Source organism: Nocardia sp. NPDC003183 (assembly GCF_053590715.1).
This window is the reverse complement of sequence record NZ_JBSFTG010000004.1, coordinates 131,442-152,951: the sequence shown is the minus strand read 5'-3', so window position 1 is coordinate 152,951 and position 21,510 is coordinate 131,442. Positions and strand designations below refer to the sequence as shown.

Genomic DNA, 21,510 nt, shown 5'->3' with positions numbered 1-21,510 from the left:
GCTAGGGTCTATCGGCATGGCAGGTGTACGAACTCGGGCGCGGATCGCTGCCCTCTTGCTCCTCGTGGGCGTCGCGGCGACCGGTTGCGGCGGCTCCGAGAGCAGCTCCGCGCGCGACCTCTGTTCGCCACCGGGACCGAGCGCCGCCGCTGCCGCGCCGACCAATCTGGCCGCGGGCGAAACCGCGGGCGCCGATCGCTACACCACCGCGACAACGGCGCCGGTCGACTCGATCGACACCACGAAGCTCGGCCTGCTCAACCCGGGCACCCTGAGCGTCGGCACCCTGTCCGACGCGCCGCCCAGCATCTGTGTCAACAGCGAGGGCGCCTTCACCGGCTTCGACAACGAACTCCTGACCGCGATCGGCGCGAAACTCGGTCTGCGCGTCGAGTTCTCCGGCACCGAGTTCGCGGGCCTGCTCGCCCAGGTATCGGGCAAGCGTTTCGATGTCGGCTCGTCCAACATCACCACCACCGATGCCCGCCGCGAACTGGTCGGCTTCACCAACGGCTACGACTTCGGCTACTTCTCCCTGGTCGTTCCGCAGGGCAGCGCGGTGAAAGGCTTCGGTGACCTGAACCAGAGCTCGCGCATCGCCGTGGTGCAGGGGACCGTGCAGGACGAGTTCGTGGTGAACCAGCTGAAGCTGGATCCGGTGAAGTTCCCCGACTACAACACCGCCTACGCGAACCTGAAGTCCGGCCAGGTCGACGCCTGGGTCGCACCGTCGGCGCAGGCCGAGGGCGCGATCAAACCGGGCGACGGAATCGTGGTCTCGCAGAACACCTTCAGCCTCGACAACTTCGTCGGCTACGCGGTGGCCAAGAACAACCAGCCGCTGATCGACGCGCTCAACTCCGGCTTGGACGCGGTGATCGCGGACGGCACCTATGCCCGTCTGTACGCCGATTGGGTGCCCCGTGAACTCCCGCCGGGGTGGAAGCCGGGCTCCAAAGCGGCTCCCACACCCCAGCTTCCGGACTTCAAAGCGCTCGCGGCCGAGAACCAGCCGGGCGAGACCGAACAGGTCGCGCAGAAGTCGACGCTGCAACAGTTGAAGGACACGTTCTTCGACTGGTCGTTGTACCGCAAGGCTTTTCCCGATCTGATCAAGACCGGTCTGCCGAATACCCTGATCCTGGCCTTGGTCTCGGGTGTCCTCGGCACCGCGATCGGCATGTTGCTCGCGGTGATGGGCATTTCCCGCACCCGCTGGTTGCGCTGGCCCGCCCGCGTCTACACCGACATCTTCCGTGGCCTGCCCGCCGTGGTGATCATCCTGCTCATCGGTCTCGGCATCGGCCCGGTGGTCCGCAATATCACCGGCGGCAACCCGTACTGGCTCGGCGCGGTGGCGCTGGCGCTGCTCTCGTCGGCCTATATCGGCGAGATCTTCCGCTCCGGTATCCAGTCGGTGGAGCCCGGTCAGCTCGAAGCCGCGCGCGCGATCGGCTTCGGGTACCGCCAGTCGATGACGCTGGTGGTGATCCCGCAGGGTGTGCGCCGGGTGCTGCCCGCGCTGATGAACCAGTTCATCGCGCTGATCAAGGACTCGTCGCTGATCTATTTCCTCGGCCTGCTCGCCTCGCAGCGCGAACTGTTCGCCGTCGGCCGCGACCTCAACGCTCAGACCGGCAACCTGTCCCCGCTGGTCGCGGCGGGCCTGATGTATCTGGTGCTCACCATCCCGCTCACCCACCTGGTCAACTACATCGACCAGCGCATGCGCACCGGCAGACCCACTCCCGCCGACCCGATCGAGCAGGCAGTCATCACAGAAGGGCGAGGCGCATGAGCGAGCGTAGCGAGCGGCAGACCAGCACAGCTGCATATGCAGTCATGGCGGAACCGAGCGCCAGCGAGGTGGAGGCATGAGTGCATCGCTGACCGGCACCGGGCTCAATCTGACGCTCGGCAACAACCACATCCTGCGCGGTGTCGACATCCACGTCGAGGCGGGCCACGCCACCACCGTCATCGGCCCGTCCGGCTCGGGCAAGTCGACGCTGCTGCGTGTGCTCAACCGCCTGCACGAACCCGATTCCGGCGATGTGCTGCTCGACGGCAAGTCGGTGCTGAAGGACAACCCCGACAAGCTGCGCCAGCGCATCGGCATGGTCTTCCAGCAGTTCAACCTGTTCCCCCACAAGACGGTCGCCGACAACATCGTGCTCGGCCCCCGCAAACTGCGCGGCCTGTCCGCCGACGAGGCCCGCGCGCTGGCGATCGAACAGCTCGAGATCGTCGGCCTGGCCGACAAGGCCGACGCCCGGCCCGCTTCGCTGTCGGGCGGCCAGCAGCAGCGCGTCGCCATCGCCCGCGCGCTGGCCATGAAACCGGAGCTGATGTTCTTCGACGAGGCCACCTCGGCGCTGGACCCCGAGCTGGTGAAGGGCGTGCTGGCGCTGATGGCCGACCTCGCCTCGGGCGGCATGTCGATGATCGTGGTGACCCACGAGATGGGGTTCGCCCGTGAGGTCTCCGACAGCGTCGTGTTCATGGATCAGGGCGTCGTCGTGGAGACCGGCACCCCCGACGCTCTGTTCGACGACGCCAAGACCCCACGCCTGCGCCGCTTCCTCGATCAGGTCCTCTGACCAGGTAAGGGGCCTCGCAGCAACGCATGCGCAACTGCTAATGTCGGAAGTGCTTGGAGCTCCATTCGATCAGTACCGGACCGCGTTCCGGGAAACCGGAAAGAGAGAGCCGATGACCACCACGCACGCCGAACACCCGCAGCACACCCATGTCCACGGCCCCACCTGCGGCCACGTCGCCGTTCCGCACGAGGACCACGTCGACTACGTCCACGACGGCCACCTGCACCGCGAACACGACGGCCACTTCGACGAGTGCGAGACCACAGCACACGTCGAGCACACCGCCCACACCCACGAGCACGGCCCCGGCTGTGGTCATGTCGCCGTCCCGCACGGCGACCACGTCGACTACATCCACGACGGCCACCGCCACGCCGCCCACGCGGACCATTACGACGATCACTGACCACCAGGCCGACCCCGCCCCGGTGGGGTCGGCTGCCCGTATTACCTCTGGCTCGACGATCGATCGGTTCCCCGGATAATGTCTGTGCCTGCGGCCTGCGTCATGCCTGCCGATTCACGGATGGGGATTCTCGGTAGATGGGCAGAACAATCAGGCGCACAATGGCTTTCGGTGTCGTCGGCAGCGTGCTGGCCGCGTGCGCGGCCACCTTCGGCGCGGGCAACGGCCTGGCCGACGGGCGCGATCCGATCGTCGAAGCCAAGAAGCTCCTCGCGACGCCGACCACCGCGAACGGCTCGAACATCATCTCGAGCAGGGTCGATGATCGAAATCTGACCATGCTGGTCTTCTCCGCCGCGATGAACAAGGGCATCACCGTGAAGGTGCAGCGTCCGAAAGACGCCTCTGTGCCGCGCCCGGCGCTCTACCTCCTCAACGGCGCCGGGGGCGGCGAGGACCGCGCGACCTGGTGGCAGAACACCGATGTCGGCGATTTCCTCGCCACCAAGGACGTCAACGTGGTGATGCCGATCGGCGGCGCCTGGGCGTACTACACCGACTGGCAGCAAGACGACCCCGCGCTCGGCCGCAACAAATGGCGCACCTTCCTCCTCGACGAACTCCCGCCGCTGGTCGACGCGGCACTGGGCACCAACGGCGTCAACGCCATCGCCGCCAACTCGATGACCGCGACGGCCGTCCTGCAGTTGGCCGAGGCCAAACCGGGTTTCTACCAGTCCGTCGCCGGCTACAGCGGCTGCGCGCAGATCTCGGACCCGATCGGCAAGCAGTTCACCAAGCTGGTCGTGGAGACCTACGGCGGCGGTGACGTCGGCAATATGTACGGTGCCGACGACGACCCGGCCTGGGTCGCCAACGATCCGGTCGTCCACGCCGAGAAGTTGCGCGGCACCAGGCTGTTCGTCTCGGATGCCTCCGGCCTGCCGGGCCCGCACGACCGCATCGACGACCCGTACATGATGAATCCGACGCCGTTCGGCCTGGCGAACCAGCTCGTCGTCGGCGGGATCATCGAGGCCGCGGTCAACTGGTGCACCCGCAACCTCGAGTCCCGGCTGGACGAGTTGGGGATTCCCGCCACCTTCGACCGTTAGGCGAGCGGCACGCACTCCTGGGGCTATTGGCGTGATGCCTTCTATCGGTCGTGGCCGGTGCTGGCCGCGGGTTTGGGACTGCCCGAATAGCCGGTCAGTCGGTGACGGTGGCGAAGGCGGCCCAGAGCAGGGGCGAGTTCTCGGCCGCCGGAGCGTCTCGCCATGCGGACAACTGTGATCGCTGCCAGGTCAGCAGGGTGGGGACGGGTGTGGAGGAATCGTGAGCGGTGTCCACGGCGCAGACCGCGGCTTGCAGCGGGTGGCCCGTGGTGGGGGTGAGAGTGTGGAAGGCATGGTCGGTGGGCAGCGGCCAGCGGGTGGCGGTGACGAGTTCGGCGCCCGCCGAGAGGGCCGCGGTGGTGAGGCCGAGGGCCTCGGTGAAACGCAGATCGCCGCCGCTTTCGCAGGCGATGAGGGCGACGCGGCTCGGCATCGGCCACCGGTCACGTCCGGGGACGGGGGTGGAGTCGAGCGTATGGGTGCCGAGGAGGAGGTCTTTCGCCGAGAGCGGGCGATGGGTGCGGTTCGTCGCCGCGAAGCCCCGGGTGTCGGCGGTGCAGCTGAGGTGGAGCTCGGCGTGTTCGCTGCGTCCCGATTCCGGTGCGGGAGCGGTGACATGGCCGACGTAGACGAGTCGGCTCGCGCCCGCCCGCAGCGCCTCGGACAACCAGTCGCGGTCGGTGTCGGCGCGGCGGAACAGTTCCACCGCGTCGTCGACACGGGGAACCACGCGCTCTCCGTAGCGGCCGAAGTGTTGTGCCACCAGGGTTTCCGCCGACGGCCTGCCGAGTACCGAGCCGAGTTCGGAGTCGGCGCGAAACCCCGGCACGCGCGGATCGAGTACCGCGACCACGGGCAACTCGCGAGTGTCGTTCCAGCGGTGCGCGATTCGATCCGGCGCGTGCACCACCGAGACCGGTGCGAGCAGGCTGATATCGGCGATGTCCAGCAGCCGAATCCCCGCATCGGGGGCGAGGATCTCCCACGGCACCTGCGCCAGCCTGGGTGAAGGCTGGATCCGCAGATGTGGCCGAATCCCACGCTGCGACAGTTCGTACAGCTGCACGGCGAGCCCATAGGGCAGCAGGGTGCGTGACAAAGCCTGCGCCAGAGCACTTTCCGCCTCGGGATCGACCAGTGCCCCCGCGGTCATGACCCGCCGCAGATCGTCGGGTCGCGCGGGGTCGGGTACCGCGTCGGTCAGCAATCGCAGTGTCTCGCGCACGTGGTCTCGGGGCAGTACCGCTACGCCACGCGCCAACGCGTCGTCGGCCCATCGCCACGACACGTACACGTCACCCGCGTCGGCCAGCCTGATGAAAGCTGTCGGCACACTGCTGAGTTCGGCAGCCGAAGGTGTTCCCGTTGCCGGCTCGTTCACAGCGCGATCACCCGGCTGTCGCGGACGGGGCGTCCGTAGCGCTGCTCGGCGTGGGAGATGAAGTCCGCCAGGACGATGCGGCCGCGGTCGGTCAGCCGGGGTGGTGGCGCGACGGGGATGCCCGCGGCGGCGGCGACATCGGCGAGCGCGGCGCCGAGTTGCAGGGCCGGTGTGGTGATCTGCTCGGCGGGCTCGGGATCGAACAGCTGGAACTCGAGGGCAGGCGCCGTGACGTCGGAGTACACGATGGTATCGAGAGTCGTCCCAGCACACTGTGTCTCGATCAGATCGCTCACCAGTTGACCGTTTCCGGCGAGCGCGGCGCATCGGAAGGCAACGCGCATGGCGGGTTCGGCGACGGTGCGGTGCCAGTGTTCACGCTGGTTGCCGTTGGGGAGGGTGTGGCGAACCGCGTCGATGGCGAGGGCGGCCGGGACCGCCAGTGACACCGCGCGGGCCACCAGATCCGGATCCGGTTGTGCCGCTTGTTCGATCGAGGCGTGGAGGAGTTCGGCGTGCCAGTAGTCGAGCTGGGCGCAGTGCATCCCGAGTCCCTGGGCGGCGTAGGCCGCGAACGAGGTGTCCAGTAGCTGCTCGGCGGCAGCGAGATCGCCTTCCGCACAGGCGACGGTGGCCAGGCGCAGCCGCACGTCCGCCGCGTCCACCACCGCGCCGGTGGAGTCGAACCGACCCAGTGCCCGTTCGTAATACGCACGCGCCATGGCGAAGTCATCGCGGCGTTCGGCGAGAAAACCCATCGTCTTCGACCCGATCCCGGACCAGTGGCCCAGTTCACCGGCCTCGAAGAACTCCTGACTGGCCAGCAACGGCTCCTCGGCCTCGTCGAAATGCCCGGCCCGCACCAGCATCGTGGCCAGATTCTGCTGCGACTCCGCGACCGAGGCGGCCTCGCCCGCCGCGGCGAAGGCGGCTACCCCTTGCCGAGCGAAGTCGATAGCCAGTTCCCAGCGACCGGTCTCGAAGGAACAGGCCGCCAGGTTCATCAGCGGGTGACCGGCCAGCTCCGGCGCGAAACGCTCGGTCACACCGAGAGATTCGACCGCCAGCTCACCGGCGCGCGCCCACTGCTGCCGGTGCAGCGCGACCGCCGTCAGCGACAGCAGGCACGCCACCCGCAGCAGCCCCTGATCGGTGCTGTCGGCGAGCAGCACACGCGCCTGCTCGAGCACATCCTGCGCGGCATCGAACTCGCCCAGATGCTGGAAGGCCTGCGACAGATTCACCAATGCCGCAGGTCGCTGATGTGCGGCATCGTCGGGCATTTCCGCCAATGCCGTTCGGAACAGCACCACCGAGCGCCGATGCTCGCCGAGCTCGTCGGCCATACTCGCGGCGTTGATCAGCGCGGCGCTGCGCAATCGCGGCGCCGCACCGTCGGCCGCCCGCTCGAAGATCTCCAGTGCCGCGACCACATCGCCACGCTGATAGGCCGCGTACCCCGCGGTGAGCTGGGCGTCGTCGCGATCGGATGTCCTGCCCGTGGCCGCCATCAGAAGTCCTCGTCTGTTTCGGCGGCCGCTGTTTCGGCGCTCAGGCGCTGGTCGCCGGTGTGTTCGGTGAGCCGGGCGCGGGCGAATCGGCGGATCCGCTCCCGGGCGGCCGACTCGTCTTGCGGCGGATCGGCAGGACCGACACCGGGCACGAAAACGGTGATCTCCGGCAAGCTTTCCGGTGTGCCGGGGATTCGCGCCGAGCCGGTCCAGGCATCGCCCCGCAGGTGCAAGGGCATCTCGACATCGGGTCCCGGTCGGTCGTGCTCGGTGTCGGCGGGCAGCCGCACTCGAACCCGCGCGTGCGGCCGAAGGTGTTCGGGGACGAGTCGCCGGCAATCCGGCGCGGCGACCACGCTGACCCGCACCGTCGATACCCCGGCCGCGCGGGACACCTGCCACGACACGGCGTGCTCGCCCGCGTCGAGAATGCCGGGCGGGCACCGTCGCCAGTCCCAGCCACCACTGCCGCGCGCCACGATCAGCCCATCGGAGGAGTCGGCGCCGCCGGCCGCCAAGGCGTAGTCCTGCGCGCGGCCCCGTGATCCTGTCGACTCGCCCAGCGGCCGTCGCTCGTCGGTGGAGTCGGATAACCCGAAGTCTTCCTGCGTGCCCGACCCGCGATTCCCCGAGCCGGCGTCGCGCTCCGTGCCGTGCTCGCCGTCATCGCCGTCGACCGCCATCTCGCATTGCGCGGTGAGCATTCCGATTTCCTCGACCAGCAGCCGTGGATCCAGGGCGGGAATGCCGTCGATGGTCGACGCGGGCCACCACCGGCTCGCCCAGTGCGCGTAGGCGAGTCGTCGCAGGGCCGCCGCCGGCGCGCGTCGAGCGGGCGCGGCTGTCAGCGCCGCGGGCCGGTTGTCCGCGAGCGCCGAGGCGACCTCTTCGCCGTACACCGCCCACACCCAATCCTGTGCGGCATCGACGTCATCGAGTACCGCGGCGGGCACCGATTCGTCGTCGAACAGGCTCCAGCTCAGATGCCCGCCCACGACCTCGAGAATCAGCACATCGAGCCCTGGCGCGGCATCGGTGACCAGTGGCGTCCGCTCCGGAGCGATCACGAGCAAGCCCGGCTCCGCACGGCGCAGGTGGACGACTGTCATCAGCTGGCCCTCGCTTCCACATCGGCCACGGTGTCGGCGGTCAGCGCCTGTTTCACCCGGGTGCGGTGGTCCAGGATCACCGACCGGGCGACACCGTCGAGCAGATCCCACAGCTCACCGGGATCGAACACCGGCAGCTCGCGCACATCCCGACCGTGCAAACGCACCCACAACCTGCGCGAATACGGCCGCCACGGCGCGTGCAACTCGGCGGCCACCGCCGCGAGCGGTCCCGTCTGCCCGTCGACCGCGTGCACCGCGTACCGACGCGCCTGCAGCACATACCCTTCCCGCCGCCAGCGACCGTTGACCACGTCGTGCGCACGCGACGAAGGAGCCGGGTGGACCGCCGCCGGGGCACCGAACGGGGAGAGACCCAGCGCCAGTTCGGTACCCGCCGCCGCGGCGACCCGCAGCGATTCGTCGAGCAGTCCCCATGGCGAACAACTACGCGAGATCTCCCGCGTGACCAGCTCCGCAATCTCGGGGAGGTCGGTCCGATCGATGCTGCCCTGCAACACCGTGAAGACCCGCTCGTACACGGTCCGGTCGAAGGGCAGACCGAGACTCGCGGTCGACGCGGACGCGCCCAGCTCGGGGCGCTGTGGGCTGGCACAGCTGGTGAGCCCCAGGTCGTCGGCGCCCGCGTCGGGATGCGCGAGCCACAGGGCGATCCCGCGCCGGGTGCCGGCACCGCTGTCGACGATGTCGTCGAACAGCGGCCCCGCATCGGCCGGATCTCCCGAACGGGCGAGCGTGCAGGCTTCGAGCAGCTCGGTCAGTTCGGCTGCCAGATCCCTTGCGCCGTAAGGGGCGAGCGGGCGGCGGGCCCAGGCGATGTCCAGCAGTTGCGCCAGTTCGGCCGCGCGAGCCGGGTCGGTGACATGGTGTTTCAGCGCGGCGGTGGTGCGCCCGCCGGTGCTGTCGTGGACTTCGCGCAGCGTCGCCTCGGCCCTCGCGTGCGCGCGGTCGCCCGCAGGCGCACCGTCTACGGTCGCCAGCTCGAAGCAGCGCTGGAAGTACAGATCCTGGGCGTTGCCCTCGGTGATCCGCAGCCTGCGCCGCACCTGCTTCAGGACGACGAACCACGCCGCACACGCCCGCAGCGCATCGGATTGCGCGTGCAGCAGTGCCGTGAGCAGCGCGATCCCGTCCTCGTCGAGCATGCTCGACGACAGCCCGGGATGCTGCATCGGCCGCAGCACCAGCGGATCGAGAATCAACTTCACCGTCCGCCGCAACGGTCCGCCGTCGGCCCCGCTCAGCGCGTCGACTCCGTCGAGCCCCCGCCACACCTCATCGAGCACCATGGCGCGCGGTCTCCGCATCCGACCAGGTTATAGGTATTTTCGGCGGCTGGTGCGGCGGTTGCCGAGCGCGAAAGTTGGGATCGGTAGGCGGGGAAAGATTTCTACCTTTCTCTCAACGGGTTACCAGCCCGGTCACACCGAGAGAAACGGAAACCACCATGAACACCAAGCTGATCGCCGCCCTCGCCGCTTCCGCCGCCGCCACCGCGCTGTTCGTCACCGGTTGCAGCGACGATGCCGGCACCGCCTCCCCGAGCACCGCCGGATCGGCCGCTCCGGCCCCGGCCGCGGGCAAGTCCACCGCCACTGTCGACGGCAAGGAATTCACCGCGAAATTCGACACCACCTGTGCCAAGCAGGGGGGCACCCTCGCCCTGGCGCTCACCGACACGGCCAACGCCACCTACGGCAGCCTCTCGGTCAGCGCGTCGGTCGAAGGCGACAAGGTCCAGGCGGTCGCCATCGGCGGTAGCCAGGGCGGCGCCAACGGCCTGCCCTACGCCGTCGGCTACGGCAACGGCCAGCCCGGCGGTTCCGCGACCCTGGCCAAGGACGGCAACACCTACCGCATCACCGGCGAGGGCATCAGCGCCGACATGACCAACCCGCTGGCGGGCCCGTCGACGGCGAAGTTCGACATCACCTTCGCCTGCTCCACCATCGTCGGCGCCTGACCCTTCGCGACCCGGTCGCATCCATTCAAGGAGAAATCATGAAATCCAAGCTGCGTGCGGCCGCGGTCGCCTTCGGAATCCTCGCCATCGGCTACTACCTCTTCTACGGCCTCACCTACACCCCCGACGAATACACCGGCGCGATGCTCGGCTGGGTCGGTCCCCAGATGGCCCTGCCGATCATCGCGCTCACCATCGTCCCGATCGTCTTCGCCTTCACCGGCGACGGCATCCTCGAAGCCTTCACCGGCCGCAACAGCAGCGAGTTCCGCGACGGCGCGGTCGGTATCGGCACGATTACCTCGTTCCGGCAGACCGGCGTCTCGGTGAACGACCAACCGCAGGTCAAGATCGCTTTCCGGGTCGAGGGGTCCGACGGAAAGGTCTTCGACTCGCACGCCAAGATGATCGTGCCGCTCACCGAACTGGCCCTGCTGCAGCCGGGCGTCGTCCTGCCGGTCCGGTATCTGCCCGGTCGCACCGACAAGGTCGAGGTCGACCGCTCCGGCGACAACGGCGCCGCCCAGCGCGCGATGAACGAATCACTCATCCGCAAGGGCATCACCACCCGCGGCAAGCTCGACATCGCCGAACGCGGGCTGGCCGCCCAGGCCGTGGTCCGCAGCCTGGACGTCCCCGGCCGCATCCGCGGCGGCTACACCGAGATCGCGCTCGGTCTGGTGGTCACCCGCCCGGACGGCACCACCTTCGAGACCCGCGCCGAGAAGTACCTGCCGCCCACCGCGGTCGGGCACGTGCAGGTGGGCCGGATCGTGCAGGTGCACTATCTTCCGGGCAACGAGCAGGAAGTGGTGATCTCCCTTCCGGTCAACGCCTGATGACAACTCCCGCGCACTCGGCGCGCGCTGTGGCTGATCCATCCGTGATCGGTCACAGCGCGCCGAGTTTTGGTCGTCCGTTCATCTACGCGTTCCCGATGGCTCGCTTGGGCTGCTTACGGTGCCCGGAGTCCGTTCTACTCAGGAGTCACCGTGAGTCCGAAACCGCTCGCCCTGTTCGTCAAGCACGACGGTCAGTCGGCACGCGCCGCCCTGACCTGTGAATACAAGTGCGGCAACGCCTGCTTTCACGAGCCCCCGAACACCTCCGAGGGTGCCTACTTCGGTGACATCGTCAGCGGCCTCAACCGCCGTGGCCTGATCAAGGGCGGCGCGGCCGCGGTGCTGGCTGTCGGCGCCGCGAGCGCGCTGGCCGCCTGTGGTGACGACTCCGAGGCCGCGAAGACCCCGGCCCCGACTCCGGCCGGAACCCCGGGCACCGGAACGGCGTTCACCGCGGTGGCGCCGAACAAGGAAGACGCGCTGACCATTCCGGAGGGCTACGACCAGCAGGTCGTCATCCGCTGGGGTGACCCCCTCTTCGCCGACGCCCCCGCGTTCGACTTCGACAAGCAGACCGCCGCGGCGCAGCTGAAGCAGTTCGGCTACAACAACGACTTCGCCGCGCTGATGCCGATCGAGGGCCAGGCCAACAGCTACCTGCTCGTGGTCAACCACGAGTACACCACCGGTCCGATGATGTTCCGCGGGTACAACAAAGACGCCCCGACCGACGAGCAGATCGCGATCACCAAGGCCGCCCACGGCATGGCCGTGGTCGAGGTCAAGGGCGAAGCGGGCTCGGGCAAGCTCACCCCGGTTTTCGGCAAGTACAACCGCCGCATCACCGCCGACACCGAGTTCCTGCTCACCGGCCCCGCCGCGGGCAGCGCGTTCACCGTCACCGGTGCCGACCCCTCGGGCAAGAAGGTCCTCGGCACCTTCGCCAACTGCGCCGGTGGCGTGACTCCTTGGGGCACAGTGCTTTCCGGCGAGGAGAACTTCAACGGCTACTTCGCCAACGGCGACAAGGCCTCCGACCCGCAGGGGCGCGTCAAGCGCTACGGCTTCCCCAAGGGCGGCACGCCGAACCAGTGGGAGCGCACCGACAAGCGCTTCGATCTGAGCCAGGAACCCAACGAGGCCAACCGTTTCGGCTATGTCGTCGAGGTCAACCCGTGGGACGCCGCCGCCACGCCGATCAAGCACTCCGCGATGGGTCGCCTCAAGCACGAGGGCGCGTCGATCTATGTCACCGACTCCGGTGATGTCGTCTCCTACACCGGCGACGACGAGAAGTTCGACTACATGTACAAGTTCGTGTCCTCGCGCAAGATCCAGTCCGGCACCGGCGCTTCCGCGATGCGGCACAACCTGACCATCCTCGACGCGGGCACCCTCTACGTCGCCAAGCTCACCGGCGACCACGCCGACAAGATCGACGGCAGCGGCGCGGTCCCCTCCGACAAGGGCTTCACCGGCAAGGGCCAGTGGATTCCCCTGCTCGAGACCGGCGACGACGGCAAGGGCAAGTCCCTGGTCGACGGCATGTCCGCCGCCGAGGTGGCGGTGTTCACCCGCCTGGCCGCCGACAAGGTCGGCGCCACCAAGATGGACCGCCCCGAGGACTTCGAGGCCAACCCGTTCACCGGCAAGGTCTACGTGGCGCTGACCAACAACGACAATCGCGCCAAGGACGACAAGCCGGGCGTCGACGAGGCCAACCCGCGCAAGCTGAACAAGAACGGCCAGGTCCTCGAGCTCACCGACAACCACACCGGCACCGACTTCACCTGGTCGCTGCTGCTGGTCTGCGGTGACCCCGCCGCCGCCGACACCTACTTCGCCGGCTTCGACAAGACCAAGGTCAGCCCGATCTCCTGCCCGGACAACCTGGCCTTCGACCCGTACGGCAACCTGTGGATCTCCACCGACGGCAACGCCCTCAAGACCAACGACGGCCTGTTCTCGGTGATCCTCGACGGCCCCAACCGCGGTGAGACCAAGCAGTTCCTCACCGTGCCCAAGGGCGCTGAGACCTGCGGTCCGATCGTCACCGAATCCCACGTCATCGTGTCGGTCCAGCACCCCGGCGAGGCCGACGACGCCACCCCCGACAACCCGCAGTCCCACTGGCCCGACGGCGGCACCTCCCAGCCGCGTCCCGCCGTGGCGGTCGTCTGGAAGAAGAACGGCGGACGAATCGGCGTCTAGCCGGCTCCCGATCCGCTGACGAAACCGCTACTCGGCTGGGCGAGTGGCGGTTTTGTCATGTCTGTCCTCAGCTGCTGCCGAACATTCCCGACATGTTGGCGAAGCGGGCGAGGTCGCCTTGCGCGCCGCTGTAGATGTTGACGTCGGTGCCGCCGTGGATGCCGGGGACCGTGCCGCGGTCGGTGGTTTGCCAGAAGGTCCAGGCGGGCCAGTTGCCGGGGACCTCGGGCTGGTCGTTGCCGCTGTAGTCGGCGATCCAGAGCGGGTATCGGGTGAAGGCGCTGGTGTCGGCCATCGCGGTCTTCCAGAAGTGCGGGTAGGTATAGATGATGGGCGTGCGGCCGGTGAGGGTTTGCAGCGCGTTGAGGTAGCGGTGGGTCCAGTCGATGAGCGCGGCGGAAGCCAGACCGCCCGAGGTTTCCAGGTCGAGCACCGGGGGCAGGTCGAGGGGCCCGTTCTGGCCGAGGACCGTCGCCGCGTACATCGCGGCCTGCGGTTCGGGCGGCAGCTCGGGTCGCGCGAAATGGTACGTCCCGCGCGCCACCCCGGCGGTCCGCATGAGAATGCTGTCCTGCACGAAGAACGGATTGATGTAGTGCAGGCCCTCGGTGGCCTTCACCATCGCGAACTGGTGTCCGGCCGCGCGCACCGCGTGCCAGTCGATCATCCGGCCGTCCACATGCTGCCAGGACGACACATCCGGCCCGCTGGGCTCCGCCTGCGCGGTAGCGGGAAATGCGCAGACCAGGGCGATGAGCGCAACACAACCACGAACCGTCGAACTCCAGCGCTTGGTGTCCATGGCCGTCGACCGTAGTGACTTGTTGCCTGTGTGACCAGTGGTGTTGGTGTGTGTCTGTGAAAAGTTACCGAAAGCCTGTCGGCGCGTGCCCGTATCTTGGTGCGGACATCGGCTGACAGGGAGTGGTGGCATGGCGCGCAAGCGTGAGGTGCGGTTCGAACCGGCGGTGGCGAAGCCAGGGGCGCTGCGACCCGCGGTCTCGCCCGGCGACGATCCGATCGACGAACTGACCGTCACCGACGTCGAATATCGCGACGCGGATTTCGCCGAGCGTCACGTCTCCGGCATGAGCGTCGAGGCCTGCCTGTTCGACAGCGTTCGGTTTCCGAGCACCCTGCGCCACAGCACCATCGCCGAATCCACGCTGCGGGTCTGCGATCTGGCCAACGTTCAGGCCGATGATTCCTCGATGATCGAATCCCTGATCGAGCACGGTCGTCTCACCGGATTGTCGTGGACCGCAGGTGTTCTCCGCGACGTCCTGATCGACTCCACGCGCGCCGACCTGTCCTCCTTCGCCCAATCCCGCCTGCGCACAGTGGTGTTCCGGGACTGCGATCTACGTCAAGCCGACTTCCAGAGCGCCGAGTTCCGCAACGTCCGCTTCGAACGCTGCAACCTCGTCGGAGCCCGTTTCGCCGGTGCCCGCATCCAGCAGAACCTGCGCTTCGAAGACTGCGACCTCACCGGCATCTACGGCATCACCGCCCTGCGCGGCGCCACCATCAACGGCGGCGACCCGGAGGGACTGGCGTCGACTCTCGCGCGCGAACTCGGCATCACCGTCGAATGGCACACCGACATCGCGGAGAACTAGCCGAGCCAATCGAGCACCGAAGCGGCAGTCCAGGATTGCTGCATACTCCCCAGTGGAGCGCCGGTGAACGGCTCGTAGTACTCGGCGAAGCTGCCGTCACTGGCCTGGCGCAGGCCTTCGGCGCGGAGCATGTAGGAGCGCTCCGCCCAGCCACGGCGGGCGAAGGCCCAGGAGAACAGCCAGCTCATCACCGGCCAGACGGGGCCGCGCCAGTATTCGCGGGAGCGGAAGTCCTTGGCGACCGGCGAGGTGGACGGTGGCAGGGCGTAGCGCAGGTCGGGGTGGCCGCAGAAGCGTGGGCCCTCGAAGGTGTTGAGGAGGGCGCGCTCGGCGTGGCGGGGCAGGCCACCCGAGATCAGCGGGGCGAACATGGCGAGGGTCTCGGTACTGATCCAGCGTTGCAGGCGGACGTCGTAGTCCTTTGCGGCGCCGGTCCGTTCGTCGGTGGTGGCGACCACGCCCTTGCGGAAACGGTCGGCCCAGCCGTGCAGTTCGCGGACGTCGGCGTGCGGTTGTTTGTACTCCTCGCCGATATCGGCGAGCACCTCGCAGGCCAGTGCGAAGATCGCCGACACGAACACGTCCTCCACGGCGAAACTCATCACCGAGGTGAGCTGGAAATCGTCGTAGTTCGCGCGCCGCATCTGCTCGACCAGCCACAGGTAGCGGTCGTACTCACGGTCGCTCGGCCGCTGGGTGGGGTCGGAGATGATCGAGGTGTCCGCGCGCCGGTACGGCGGAAGATCCGTCCCCGGAACAACATTGGCGTACGCGCGGTCCCAGCGCGGCGAGTTGTCCATGCCGGATTCCCAGCCGTGATACAGCGTGATCCGCCCGGTTTCCTTCGGGTCGCGGGCATGCGCGAGCCAGCGGTGCCAGCGCACCAGATCAGGCCAGCGGCGGTTCAGGAATTCCTCGGCGACCGCGCGGGTGGAGCGGCCGTGCCTGCGGGAATGATCGAGGATGCGCTGCACGGCGATGGCGTGCACCGGTGGCTGGGTGATGCCGGAGGTGTCGGGGCCGTCGGGGGCGTTGCTGGCCAGCTTGCGACATTCCCACCGCGCGGGCCCGGGAAAGTATCCGTCGACACCGTTGGCGAACACGATGTGCGGGATCATCCCGTTCTTCCACTGCGCCGACAGCAGCGTGTCGAGCTCGACCACCGCCCGCTCCACGCTCAACGGCGCCAGCCCCACCGCCACGAACGCCGCGTCCCAGCTCCACATGTGCGGGTAGAGGCGGGGCGCGGCGCTGGTCATCGTGCCCAGGTCGTTGCCCCGCAGGAGGTAGGCGGCGCGGGCCGCGAGCTGCGTCGAGGTGAAACCTGGGTCGGTCATCTATCTATTCTGCGGTGGAGCAGGCCCGGTGGCATCTCGACGGCACTGTGACGATCAGTACCCGGCTTGACGCGACCCGTTCTGCGCCGCCGACCCGACCGAGCTGAGCATGGTGGTGATGCACAGCCCGACCAGCAGGTTGATCGCCGCGGTCGCGATCTTGGCGTCCAGGTCGGCGACCAGCGTGAACGGCAGAATCACCGCGACGGCCGTCAGGAGCAGGCAGATCCAGGTGAAGAAGGTGAGCGGGCTCGGCATCGCCAGCAACAGCACCATCAACAATGCCGTGGCCAGCAGCGCGGCGCCCGCGGCGGCGATGGCGTAGGAGGTGGTGGAGACGGTGCCGTACGCACCCGCGCCCTCGGGCGAGAGGATCGCGATGCCGAGCACACCGCGGATCAGCATGATCGCGACGACCACCAGCAACGCGGCCACGACGGCCGTGCCGATACCGCCTGCCCACAGCTTGCCCACATTGACCTTGGGCTCCGGCTCGCCCTGCGGATACTGGGGCTGGCCCTGGCCGTACTGGGGCTGGCCCTGGTGCTGGGGGTACTGCGGGTCCGCTGGTCCGTAGTTGTACCGGGGATCGGTCATAGTCCGACGGTACTAGTCGTCGCTGTCATCCGCGCGCGGAAACGGCCAGGGTGTCGAGATCTGCGTGCCCGCTAGCGTGGGATGTATGACGGTGACCAGTACTCCCGCCCAGACCGCTCTCATCACCGGCGCGAGCCGTGGACTCGGTGCCGCGATCGCCCGCGAACTCGCGCCCACCCACGACCTGCTGCTCGGTGCCAGATCCGCCGACGCGCTGAAGCCGATTCTCACCGAGCTGCCCGAGGCGACGGGCTGGCCGGTCGCGCTCACCGACTACCCCGCGGTGGCCGCGGCCGCCGAGCCGATCTCGCGACTCGACGTCCTCGTGCACAACGCGGGTATCGCCGACCTCGGAACGGTCGCCGAGTCCTCGGTCGAGCAGTGGCGCGAAACCCTCGAGGTCAACCTGATCGCGGTTGCCGAGCTGACAAGGGTGTTGCTGCCCGCACTGCGTGCCGCGAACGGGCACGTGGTGCTGATCAATTCGGGCGCGGGACTGCGCGCGCATCCCGGCTGGGGCTCCTATGCGGCCGGCAAGTTCGGGTTGCGGGCCTTCGCCGACGCGCTGCGTCAGGAGGAACCCTCGCTGCGGGTGACCTCGCTGTTCCCCGGTCGCATCGACACCGATATGCAGCGGGCGATCGTCGCCGACGAGGGTCGCGAGTACCGGCCGGAGGAGTTCCTCACCGCCGAAACGGTGGCCGGTGCCGTGCGAACAGCCGTCGACACCCCACGGGACGGGCATCCGACCGAGATCGTGCTGCGGCCGCGCTGACCGCGACGAGGCGATTCGGTATGGTCGCCGATAGCTGCGTCCAGGGGGTCGGCGCTGGAATTCGCACAGAGGTATCCGCTGGTTCAGGCGCTCGATGGATTCGGTGGGTACCGTGCCGCTGATTTGATCGTGCCCTGGCTCGTGGCGAGGTGCACCCGGTTCGAGTAGGGGTTCGGTAAGTGGATAGACGTCGAATGCTGGCGATGTTGGCCGCGGGTACCGCCGTGGCGCTGACCGGCTGCGCGACCGCCGAGGGCGAGACCGTCGCGGCGGGTTCCGGCGGCGAGATCCCCACGCCGCCGCCCGCTCCGACCCCCGTCCAGCCCCTGCTCCCGCCCCCGCCGGGCGGGCCGAAGTCGATCATTCCCCCGAAGCCCATCACCGCGCTGCCCGGCCAGGGGCTCACCATGGCACTGACGGTCGACGACGGCGCGAGTGCCGAAGTCGTCGGCGCGTACGTGAAATGGGCGAAGGACACCGGCGCCCGCTTCACCTTCTTCGTCACCGGCTACTACGACTCCTGGACCATCCACCGCGACGCGCTGCGCCCGCTGGTGGAATCGGGCCAGATCCAGCTCGGCAACCACACCTGGGACCACGCCGCCCTGACCAAGATCAGCACCACCGAGGTGGCCGACCAGCTCGGTCGCACGAAAACGTTCCTGCGCAACAACTTCGGCGTCGACGGTACCCCGTACTATCGACCGCCGTTCGGATACCACAACGCCACCGTCGACAAAGTGGCCGCCGACCTCGGCTACACCGTCCCCGCCATGTGGTACGGCTCCCTGTCCGACTCGGGTCTCATCACCGAGGAATACCTGATCGAGTGCGCGCACAAATACTTCGCCGCCCAGTCGATCGTCATCGGCCACGCCAACTTCCCACCGGTCACCCACTGCTACGGCCAGCTGGTCGACATCATCAGGTCACGCAACCTGGCGCTGGTCACGCTGAACGACGTCCTGGAAGTACGAAGCTGATCTCGCAAGAACATGGGTAACTCACCGGGCACGAGCTGACCCGCCCACCTCACAAAGCTTGCCGCGTCCCCAACTCTCCCCGTACCCGGGTCTGGCCGACAGACCCGGGGAGGCGGCTACGGCACGATGTTGACCATCTTTCCCGGCACCACGATGATCTTGCGGGGCGCCTGACCGTCGAGCAGGGCGATGACCTTCTCGTCGGCCAGGGCGGCGGCCTCGATCGACGCGGGGTCGGCGTCGGCGGGGACCTGGATTCGGCTGCGGACCTTGCCCTTCACCTGGATCGGGTATTCCACCGAGTCCGCCACCAGCAGTGCGGGGTCGGCGGCGGGGAAGGGGCCGTGGGCCAGGGAGGTGGTGTGGCCCAGGCGTTCCCACAGTTCCTCGGCGATGTGGGGAGCCAGCGGAGCGAGCATCAGCACCAGGGGTTCCACGGCGGCGCGGGGGGCGCCGGTGGGGTAGTTCTTGGTGAGATGGTTGGTCAGCTCGATCAGCTTGGCGCCCGCGGTGTTGTCGCGCAGCGCGGCCAGGTCCTCGTCGACGCCGGCGATGGTGCGGTGCACCAGGCGCAGGGTTTCATCCGAGGGTGCGGCGTCGGTGGCCTTCACCGTGCCGGTTTCCTCGTCGACCACCAGGCGCCAGACGCGCTGCAGGAAGCGGTGCGCGCCGACGACGTCCTTGGTCGCCCACGGGCGCGAGGTGTCGAGCGGACCCATCGACATCTCGTAGAAGCGGAAGGTATCGGCGCCGTAGAGGTCGCACATCTCGTCGGGCGAGATGGCGTTCTTCAGCGACTTGCCGATCTTGCCGTACTCCTGGGAGACCTCGATCTCGACGCCATCGGCCCCGGTCCAGAAGAACTTCGCGTCACGTTCGACGACCTCGGCGGCGGGCACATACGCACCGCGCTCGTCGGTGTACGCGTAACCCTGCACGTAACCCTGGTTGTACAGGCGGCGGTAGGGCTCGCTGCCCGACACATCGCCCAGGTCGAAGAGCACTTTCTGCCAGAACCGCGCGTACAGCAGGTGCAGCACCGCGTGCTCCACCCCGCCGACGTACAGGTCGACACCGCCCGGATCGTTCGGGCCGTGCTCGGCCGTGCGCGGGCCCAGCCAGTACTTCTCGTTCTCCTCGGCGCAGAACGTCTCGGCGTTGGTCGGGTCGGCGTAGCGCAGCTGGTACCACGACGATCCGGCCCAGTTGGGCATCACATTGGTGTCGCGTCGGTACTGCTTGGGCCCGTCGCCCAGATCCAGCTCCACGTTCACCCAATCGGTGGCCTTGGCCAGCGGCGGGGACGGCTCGGAGTCGGCGTCGTCGGCGTCGAAGGTGACCGGCGCGAAATCTTCCATCTCCGGAAGTTCCACGGGCAGCATGGATTCCGGCAGCGCGTGAGCCACGCCGTCGGCGTCGTAGACGATCGGGAACGGCTCGCCCCAGTACCGCTGACGCGCGAACAGCCAGTCGCGCAGCTTGTACTGGACGGTGCCGGTGCCGTGACCCTCGGCTTCGAGGTGGCCGATCATCGTCGCCTTGGCCTCGTCGACCGAAAGCCCGTTCAGGAAGCCGGAATTCACCAGCTTGCCCTCGCCGGAGTGGACCGCTTCGGCGACGTTCCCACCGTCGATCACCTCGATGATCGGCAGATTCAGCGCTGTCGCGAAATCCCAGTCACGGCTGTCGTGGCCGGGCACCGCCATGATGGCGCCGGTGCCGTAGCCGCTCAGCACGTAGTCGGCGATGAAGATCGGCACCTGCGAGCCGTCGGCCGGGTTGGTGGCGTAGGAGCCGAGGAAGACGCCGGTCTTCTCCTTGTTCTCCTGACGTTCCAGATCCGACTTCGCCGCGATCGACTTGCGGTATGCGGCAACGGCTTCCGCGGGGGTGGCGCTGTCGTTGGTCCAGCGGGCATCCGTATCGGCGGGCCAGGCGGCGGCCGTCAGTTTGTCGACCAGCTCGTGCTCGGGGGCCAGCACCACGTACGTCGCGCCGAACAGGGTGTCGGGGCGGGTGGTGAACACCTCGATGGTCTCGCCGTCGGCGTCGAACCGCACCTGGGCGCCACGCGAGCGCCCGATCCAGTTGCGCTGCATGGACTTCACATTGTCCGGCCAGTCCAGGGTGTCCAGGTCGTCGACCAGGCGGTCGGAGTAGGCGGTGATGCGCATCATCCACTGCCACATGCGCTTACGGAACACGGGGAAGTTCCCGCGCTCGCTGCGCCCGTCGGCGGTGACCTCTTCGTTCGACAGCACGGTGCCGAGTCCCGGGCACCAGTTGACGATCGAATCCGATTGGTACACCAGGCGGTACGAGTCGATCAGCGCGCCTCGCTCAGCCGCCGACATGGTGTTCCAGTCCCCTTCGGGGACCGGCCGCGCGCCGGTGGCGAACTGCTCTTCCAGCTCCGCGATCGGCCGGGCCCGACCGGCTTCCTGGTCGTACCAGGCGTTGTAGATGCGCAGGAAGATCCACTGCGTCCACCGGTAGTACTCGGGGTCGGTGGTGGCGAACGAACGCCGCGGGTCGTGGCCGAGGCCCAGCCGGTCCAGCTGACGCTGCATGGTCGCGATGTTGGCCTCGGTGGTCACCCGCGGGTGCGCGCCGGTCTGTACCGCGTACTGCTCGGCGGGCAGACCGAAGGCGTCGTAGCCGAGCGCGTGCAGCACGTTGCGCCCACGCATGCGGTGGTAGCGGCCGAAGACGTCGGTGGCGATATAGCCCAGCGGGTGGCCGACGTGCAGGCCCGCGCCCGAAGGGAACGGGAACATGTCCTGGATGAACAGCTTGTCGGCCGGCGTCTCCCCGGCGAGCGGCCCGACCGGGTTGGGCGCGTTGAAGGTGCCGCGCTCGGTCCAGTTCTGCTGCCAGCGGCGTTCGATCCGCCCAGCCAGCTCGGCGTTGTACCGGTGCTGAGGTACGTCAGTCTCGGTTGCACGAGTGTCCTGCACGGTCCTGCCTTCTTGTTCTCGCCGATCCCCGGTAAACATCGTCTAACAGAGTATCGGAGCAGTTATTGTCGGTACGTCCT

General features: G+C 68.2%; 17 protein-coding genes and 1 pseudogene. 10 read left to right on the top strand and 8 right to left on the bottom strand.

The window, feature by feature from the left end:
• The first annotated feature begins 16 nt into the window (after positions 1–16).
• The 4 genes and pseudogenes from ACWDXS_RS16635 to ACWDXS_RS16620 all read left to right on the top strand — a co-directional run bounded on the left by ACWDXS_RS16635 (position 17) and on the right by ACWDXS_RS16620 (position 4,214).
• The gene (locus ACWDXS_RS16635; protein WP_378989248.1) at positions 17–1,798 is read left to right on the top strand and encodes an ABC transporter substrate-binding protein/permease; all 1,782 of its coding nucleotides are present in this window, start codon (positions 17–19) and stop codon (positions 1,796–1,798) included.
• A gap of 76 nt (positions 1,799–1,874) precedes the next feature.
• Complete coding sequence (locus tag ACWDXS_RS16630; protein ID WP_301904090.1) at positions 1,875–2,600, top strand: amino acid ABC transporter ATP-binding protein; 726 nt, start codon at positions 1,875–1,877, stop codon at positions 2,598–2,600.
• 112 nt (positions 2,601–2,712) lie between these two features.
• Positions 2,713–3,009 carry a hypothetical protein gene (locus ACWDXS_RS16625; RefSeq protein WP_378989247.1) on the top strand — a complete coding sequence of 99 codons (297 nt, stop codon included), beginning with the start codon at positions 2,713–2,715 and terminating at the stop codon, positions 3,007–3,009.
• 161 nt (positions 3,010–3,170) lie between these two features.
• A pseudogene (locus ACWDXS_RS16620) lies at positions 3,171–4,214 on the top strand (alpha/beta hydrolase).
• 4 nt (positions 4,215–4,218) lie between these two features.
• Here ACWDXS_RS16620 and ACWDXS_RS16615 read toward each other — a convergent pair.
• From ACWDXS_RS16615 to ACWDXS_RS16600, 4 genes are read right to left on the bottom strand one after another with little or no spacing between them, the layout of a single operon-like run.
• Positions 4,219–5,457, bottom strand: coding sequence for a CHAT domain-containing protein (locus tag ACWDXS_RS16615; RefSeq protein ID WP_449966514.1), 1,239 nt, complete (start codon positions 5,455–5,457; stop codon positions 4,219–4,221).
• 44 nt (positions 5,458–5,501) lie between these two features.
• Positions 5,502–7,016 (bottom strand): tetratricopeptide repeat protein, encoded by a 1,515-nt coding sequence (locus tag ACWDXS_RS16610; protein ID WP_449966511.1) that lies wholly within the window; start codon positions 7,014–7,016, stop codon positions 5,502–5,504.
• On the bottom strand, positions 7,016–8,125 hold the full coding sequence (locus ACWDXS_RS16605; protein ID WP_387446106.1) for a hypothetical protein: 1,110 nt from the start codon (positions 8,123–8,125) through the stop codon (positions 7,016–7,018). Before ACWDXS_RS16605 ends, ACWDXS_RS16610 begins: the two co-directional genes overlap by 1 nt.
• The gene (locus ACWDXS_RS16600; RefSeq protein ID WP_449967003.1) at positions 8,125–9,435 is read right to left on the bottom strand and encodes a hypothetical protein; all 1,311 of its coding nucleotides are present in this window, start codon (positions 9,433–9,435) and stop codon (positions 8,125–8,127) included. The genes ACWDXS_RS16605 and ACWDXS_RS16600 overlap by 1 nt, the downstream gene beginning before the upstream one ends.
• Positions 9,436–9,593: 158 nt before the next feature.
• Between ACWDXS_RS16600 and ACWDXS_RS16595 the strand changes: the two genes are divergently transcribed.
• The 3 genes from ACWDXS_RS16595 to ACWDXS_RS16585 all read left to right on the top strand — a co-directional run bounded on the left by ACWDXS_RS16595 (position 9,594) and on the right by ACWDXS_RS16585 (position 13,162).
• Positions 9,594–10,109: a lipoprotein LpqH gene (locus tag ACWDXS_RS16595; RefSeq protein WP_379315771.1), complete on the top strand. Its 516-nt coding sequence runs from the start codon at positions 9,594–9,596 to the stop codon at positions 10,107–10,109.
• Positions 10,110–10,147: 38 nt separating this feature from the next.
• Positions 10,148–10,948, top strand: coding sequence for a hypothetical protein (locus ACWDXS_RS16590; RefSeq protein WP_378989241.1), 801 nt, complete (start codon positions 10,148–10,150; stop codon positions 10,946–10,948).
• A gap of 153 nt (positions 10,949–11,101) precedes the next feature.
• Complete coding sequence (locus ACWDXS_RS16585) at positions 11,102–13,162, top strand: PhoX family protein (RefSeq protein WP_449966506.1); 2,061 nt, start codon at positions 11,102–11,104, stop codon at positions 13,160–13,162.
• Between the two features lie 67 nt (positions 13,163–13,229).
• Here ACWDXS_RS16585 and ACWDXS_RS16580 read toward each other — a convergent pair whose 3' ends face one another.
• On the bottom strand, positions 13,230–13,964 hold the full coding sequence (locus tag ACWDXS_RS16580; protein WP_378989239.1) for a glycoside hydrolase family 25 protein: 735 nt from the start codon (positions 13,962–13,964) through the stop codon (positions 13,230–13,232).
• Between the two features lie 130 nt (positions 13,965–14,094).
• Between ACWDXS_RS16580 and ACWDXS_RS16575 the strand changes: the two genes are divergently transcribed.
• Entirely contained in the window at positions 14,095–14,781 is a 687-nt protein-coding gene (locus tag ACWDXS_RS16575) for a pentapeptide repeat-containing protein (protein ID WP_449966503.1), read from the top strand.
• Here ACWDXS_RS16575 and ggh read toward each other — a convergent pair.
• Together ggh and ACWDXS_RS16565 are read right to left on the bottom strand one after the other, a co-directional pair.
• Positions 14,778–16,118, bottom strand: a complete 1,341-nt coding sequence (gene ggh / locus ACWDXS_RS16570) for a glucosylglycerate hydrolase (protein ID WP_378989237.1) — start codon at positions 16,116–16,118, stop codon at positions 14,778–14,780. The two genes, ACWDXS_RS16575 and ggh, sit on opposite strands and share 4 nt — an antisense overlap.
• Before the next feature lie 54 nt (positions 16,119–16,172).
• Positions 16,173–16,715: a DUF6069 family protein gene (locus ACWDXS_RS16565; RefSeq protein ID WP_379318613.1), complete on the bottom strand. Its 543-nt coding sequence runs from the start codon at positions 16,713–16,715 to the stop codon at positions 16,173–16,175.
• A gap of 85 nt (positions 16,716–16,800) precedes the next feature.
• On the opposite strand from ACWDXS_RS16565, the gene ACWDXS_RS16560 reads away from it, so the two are divergent.
• Complete coding sequence (locus tag ACWDXS_RS16560; protein WP_449966499.1) at positions 16,801–17,490, top strand: SDR family oxidoreductase; 690 nt, start codon at positions 16,801–16,803, stop codon at positions 17,488–17,490.
• Between the two features lie 194 nt (positions 17,491–17,684).
• A complete protein-coding gene (locus tag ACWDXS_RS16555; RefSeq protein ID WP_378989536.1) occupies positions 17,685–18,473 on the top strand; it encodes a polysaccharide deacetylase family protein in 789 nt (262 codons plus the stop codon).
• Positions 18,474–18,589: 116 nt separating this feature from the next.
• On the opposite strand, the gene leuS is transcribed toward ACWDXS_RS16555, so the two are convergent.
• Positions 18,590–21,430 (bottom strand): leucine--tRNA ligase, encoded by a 2,841-nt coding sequence (gene leuS, locus ACWDXS_RS16550; RefSeq protein WP_449966496.1) that lies wholly within the window; start codon positions 21,428–21,430, stop codon positions 18,590–18,592.
• Positions 21,431–21,510: the final 80 nt, after the last annotated feature.

Bases quoted from the DNA above. Each gene is read 5' to 3' on its own strand.
- ggh (WP_378989237.1), bottom strand. From the start codon at position 16,118: ATGACCGACCCAGGTTTCACCTCGACGCAGCTCGCGGCCCGCGCCGCC.
- ACWDXS_RS16635 (WP_378989248.1), top strand. From the start codon at position 17: ATGGCAGGTGTACGAACTCGGGCGCGGATCGCTGCCCTCTTGCTCCTC.
- ACWDXS_RS16610 (WP_449966511.1), bottom strand. From the start codon at position 7,016: ATGGCGGCCACGGGCAGGACATCCGATCGCGACGACGCCCAGCTCACC.
- ACWDXS_RS16625 (WP_378989247.1), top strand. From the start codon at position 2,713: ATGACCACCACGCACGCCGAACACCCGCAGCACACCCATGTCCACGGC.
- ACWDXS_RS16590 (WP_378989241.1), top strand. From the start codon at position 10,148: ATGAAATCCAAGCTGCGTGCGGCCGCGGTCGCCTTCGGAATCCTCGCC.
- ACWDXS_RS16630 (WP_301904090.1), top strand. From the start codon at position 1,875: ATGAGTGCATCGCTGACCGGCACCGGGCTCAATCTGACGCTCGGCAAC.
- ACWDXS_RS16555 (WP_378989536.1), top strand. From the start codon at position 17,685: ATGCTGGCGATGTTGGCCGCGGGTACCGCCGTGGCGCTGACCGGCTGC.
- ACWDXS_RS16560 (WP_449966499.1), top strand. From the start codon at position 16,801: ATGACGGTGACCAGTACTCCCGCCCAGACCGCTCTCATCACCGGCGCG.
- ACWDXS_RS16580 (WP_378989239.1), bottom strand. From the start codon at position 13,964: ATGGACACCAAGCGCTGGAGTTCGACGGTTCGTGGTTGTGTTGCGCTC.
- ACWDXS_RS16595 (WP_379315771.1), top strand. From the start codon at position 9,594: ATGAACACCAAGCTGATCGCCGCCCTCGCCGCTTCCGCCGCCGCCACC.
- ACWDXS_RS16575 (WP_449966503.1), top strand. From the start codon at position 14,095: ATGGCGCGCAAGCGTGAGGTGCGGTTCGAACCGGCGGTGGCGAAGCCA.
- ACWDXS_RS16600 (WP_449967003.1), bottom strand. From the start codon at position 9,435: ATGGTGCTCGATGAGGTGTGGCGGGGGCTCGACGGAGTCGACGCGCTG.
- ACWDXS_RS16605 (WP_387446106.1), bottom strand. From the start codon at position 8,125: ATGACAGTCGTCCACCTGCGCCGTGCGGAGCCGGGCTTGCTCGTGATC.
- ACWDXS_RS16565 (WP_379318613.1), bottom strand. From the start codon at position 16,715: ATGACCGATCCCCGGTACAACTACGGACCAGCGGACCCGCAGTACCCC.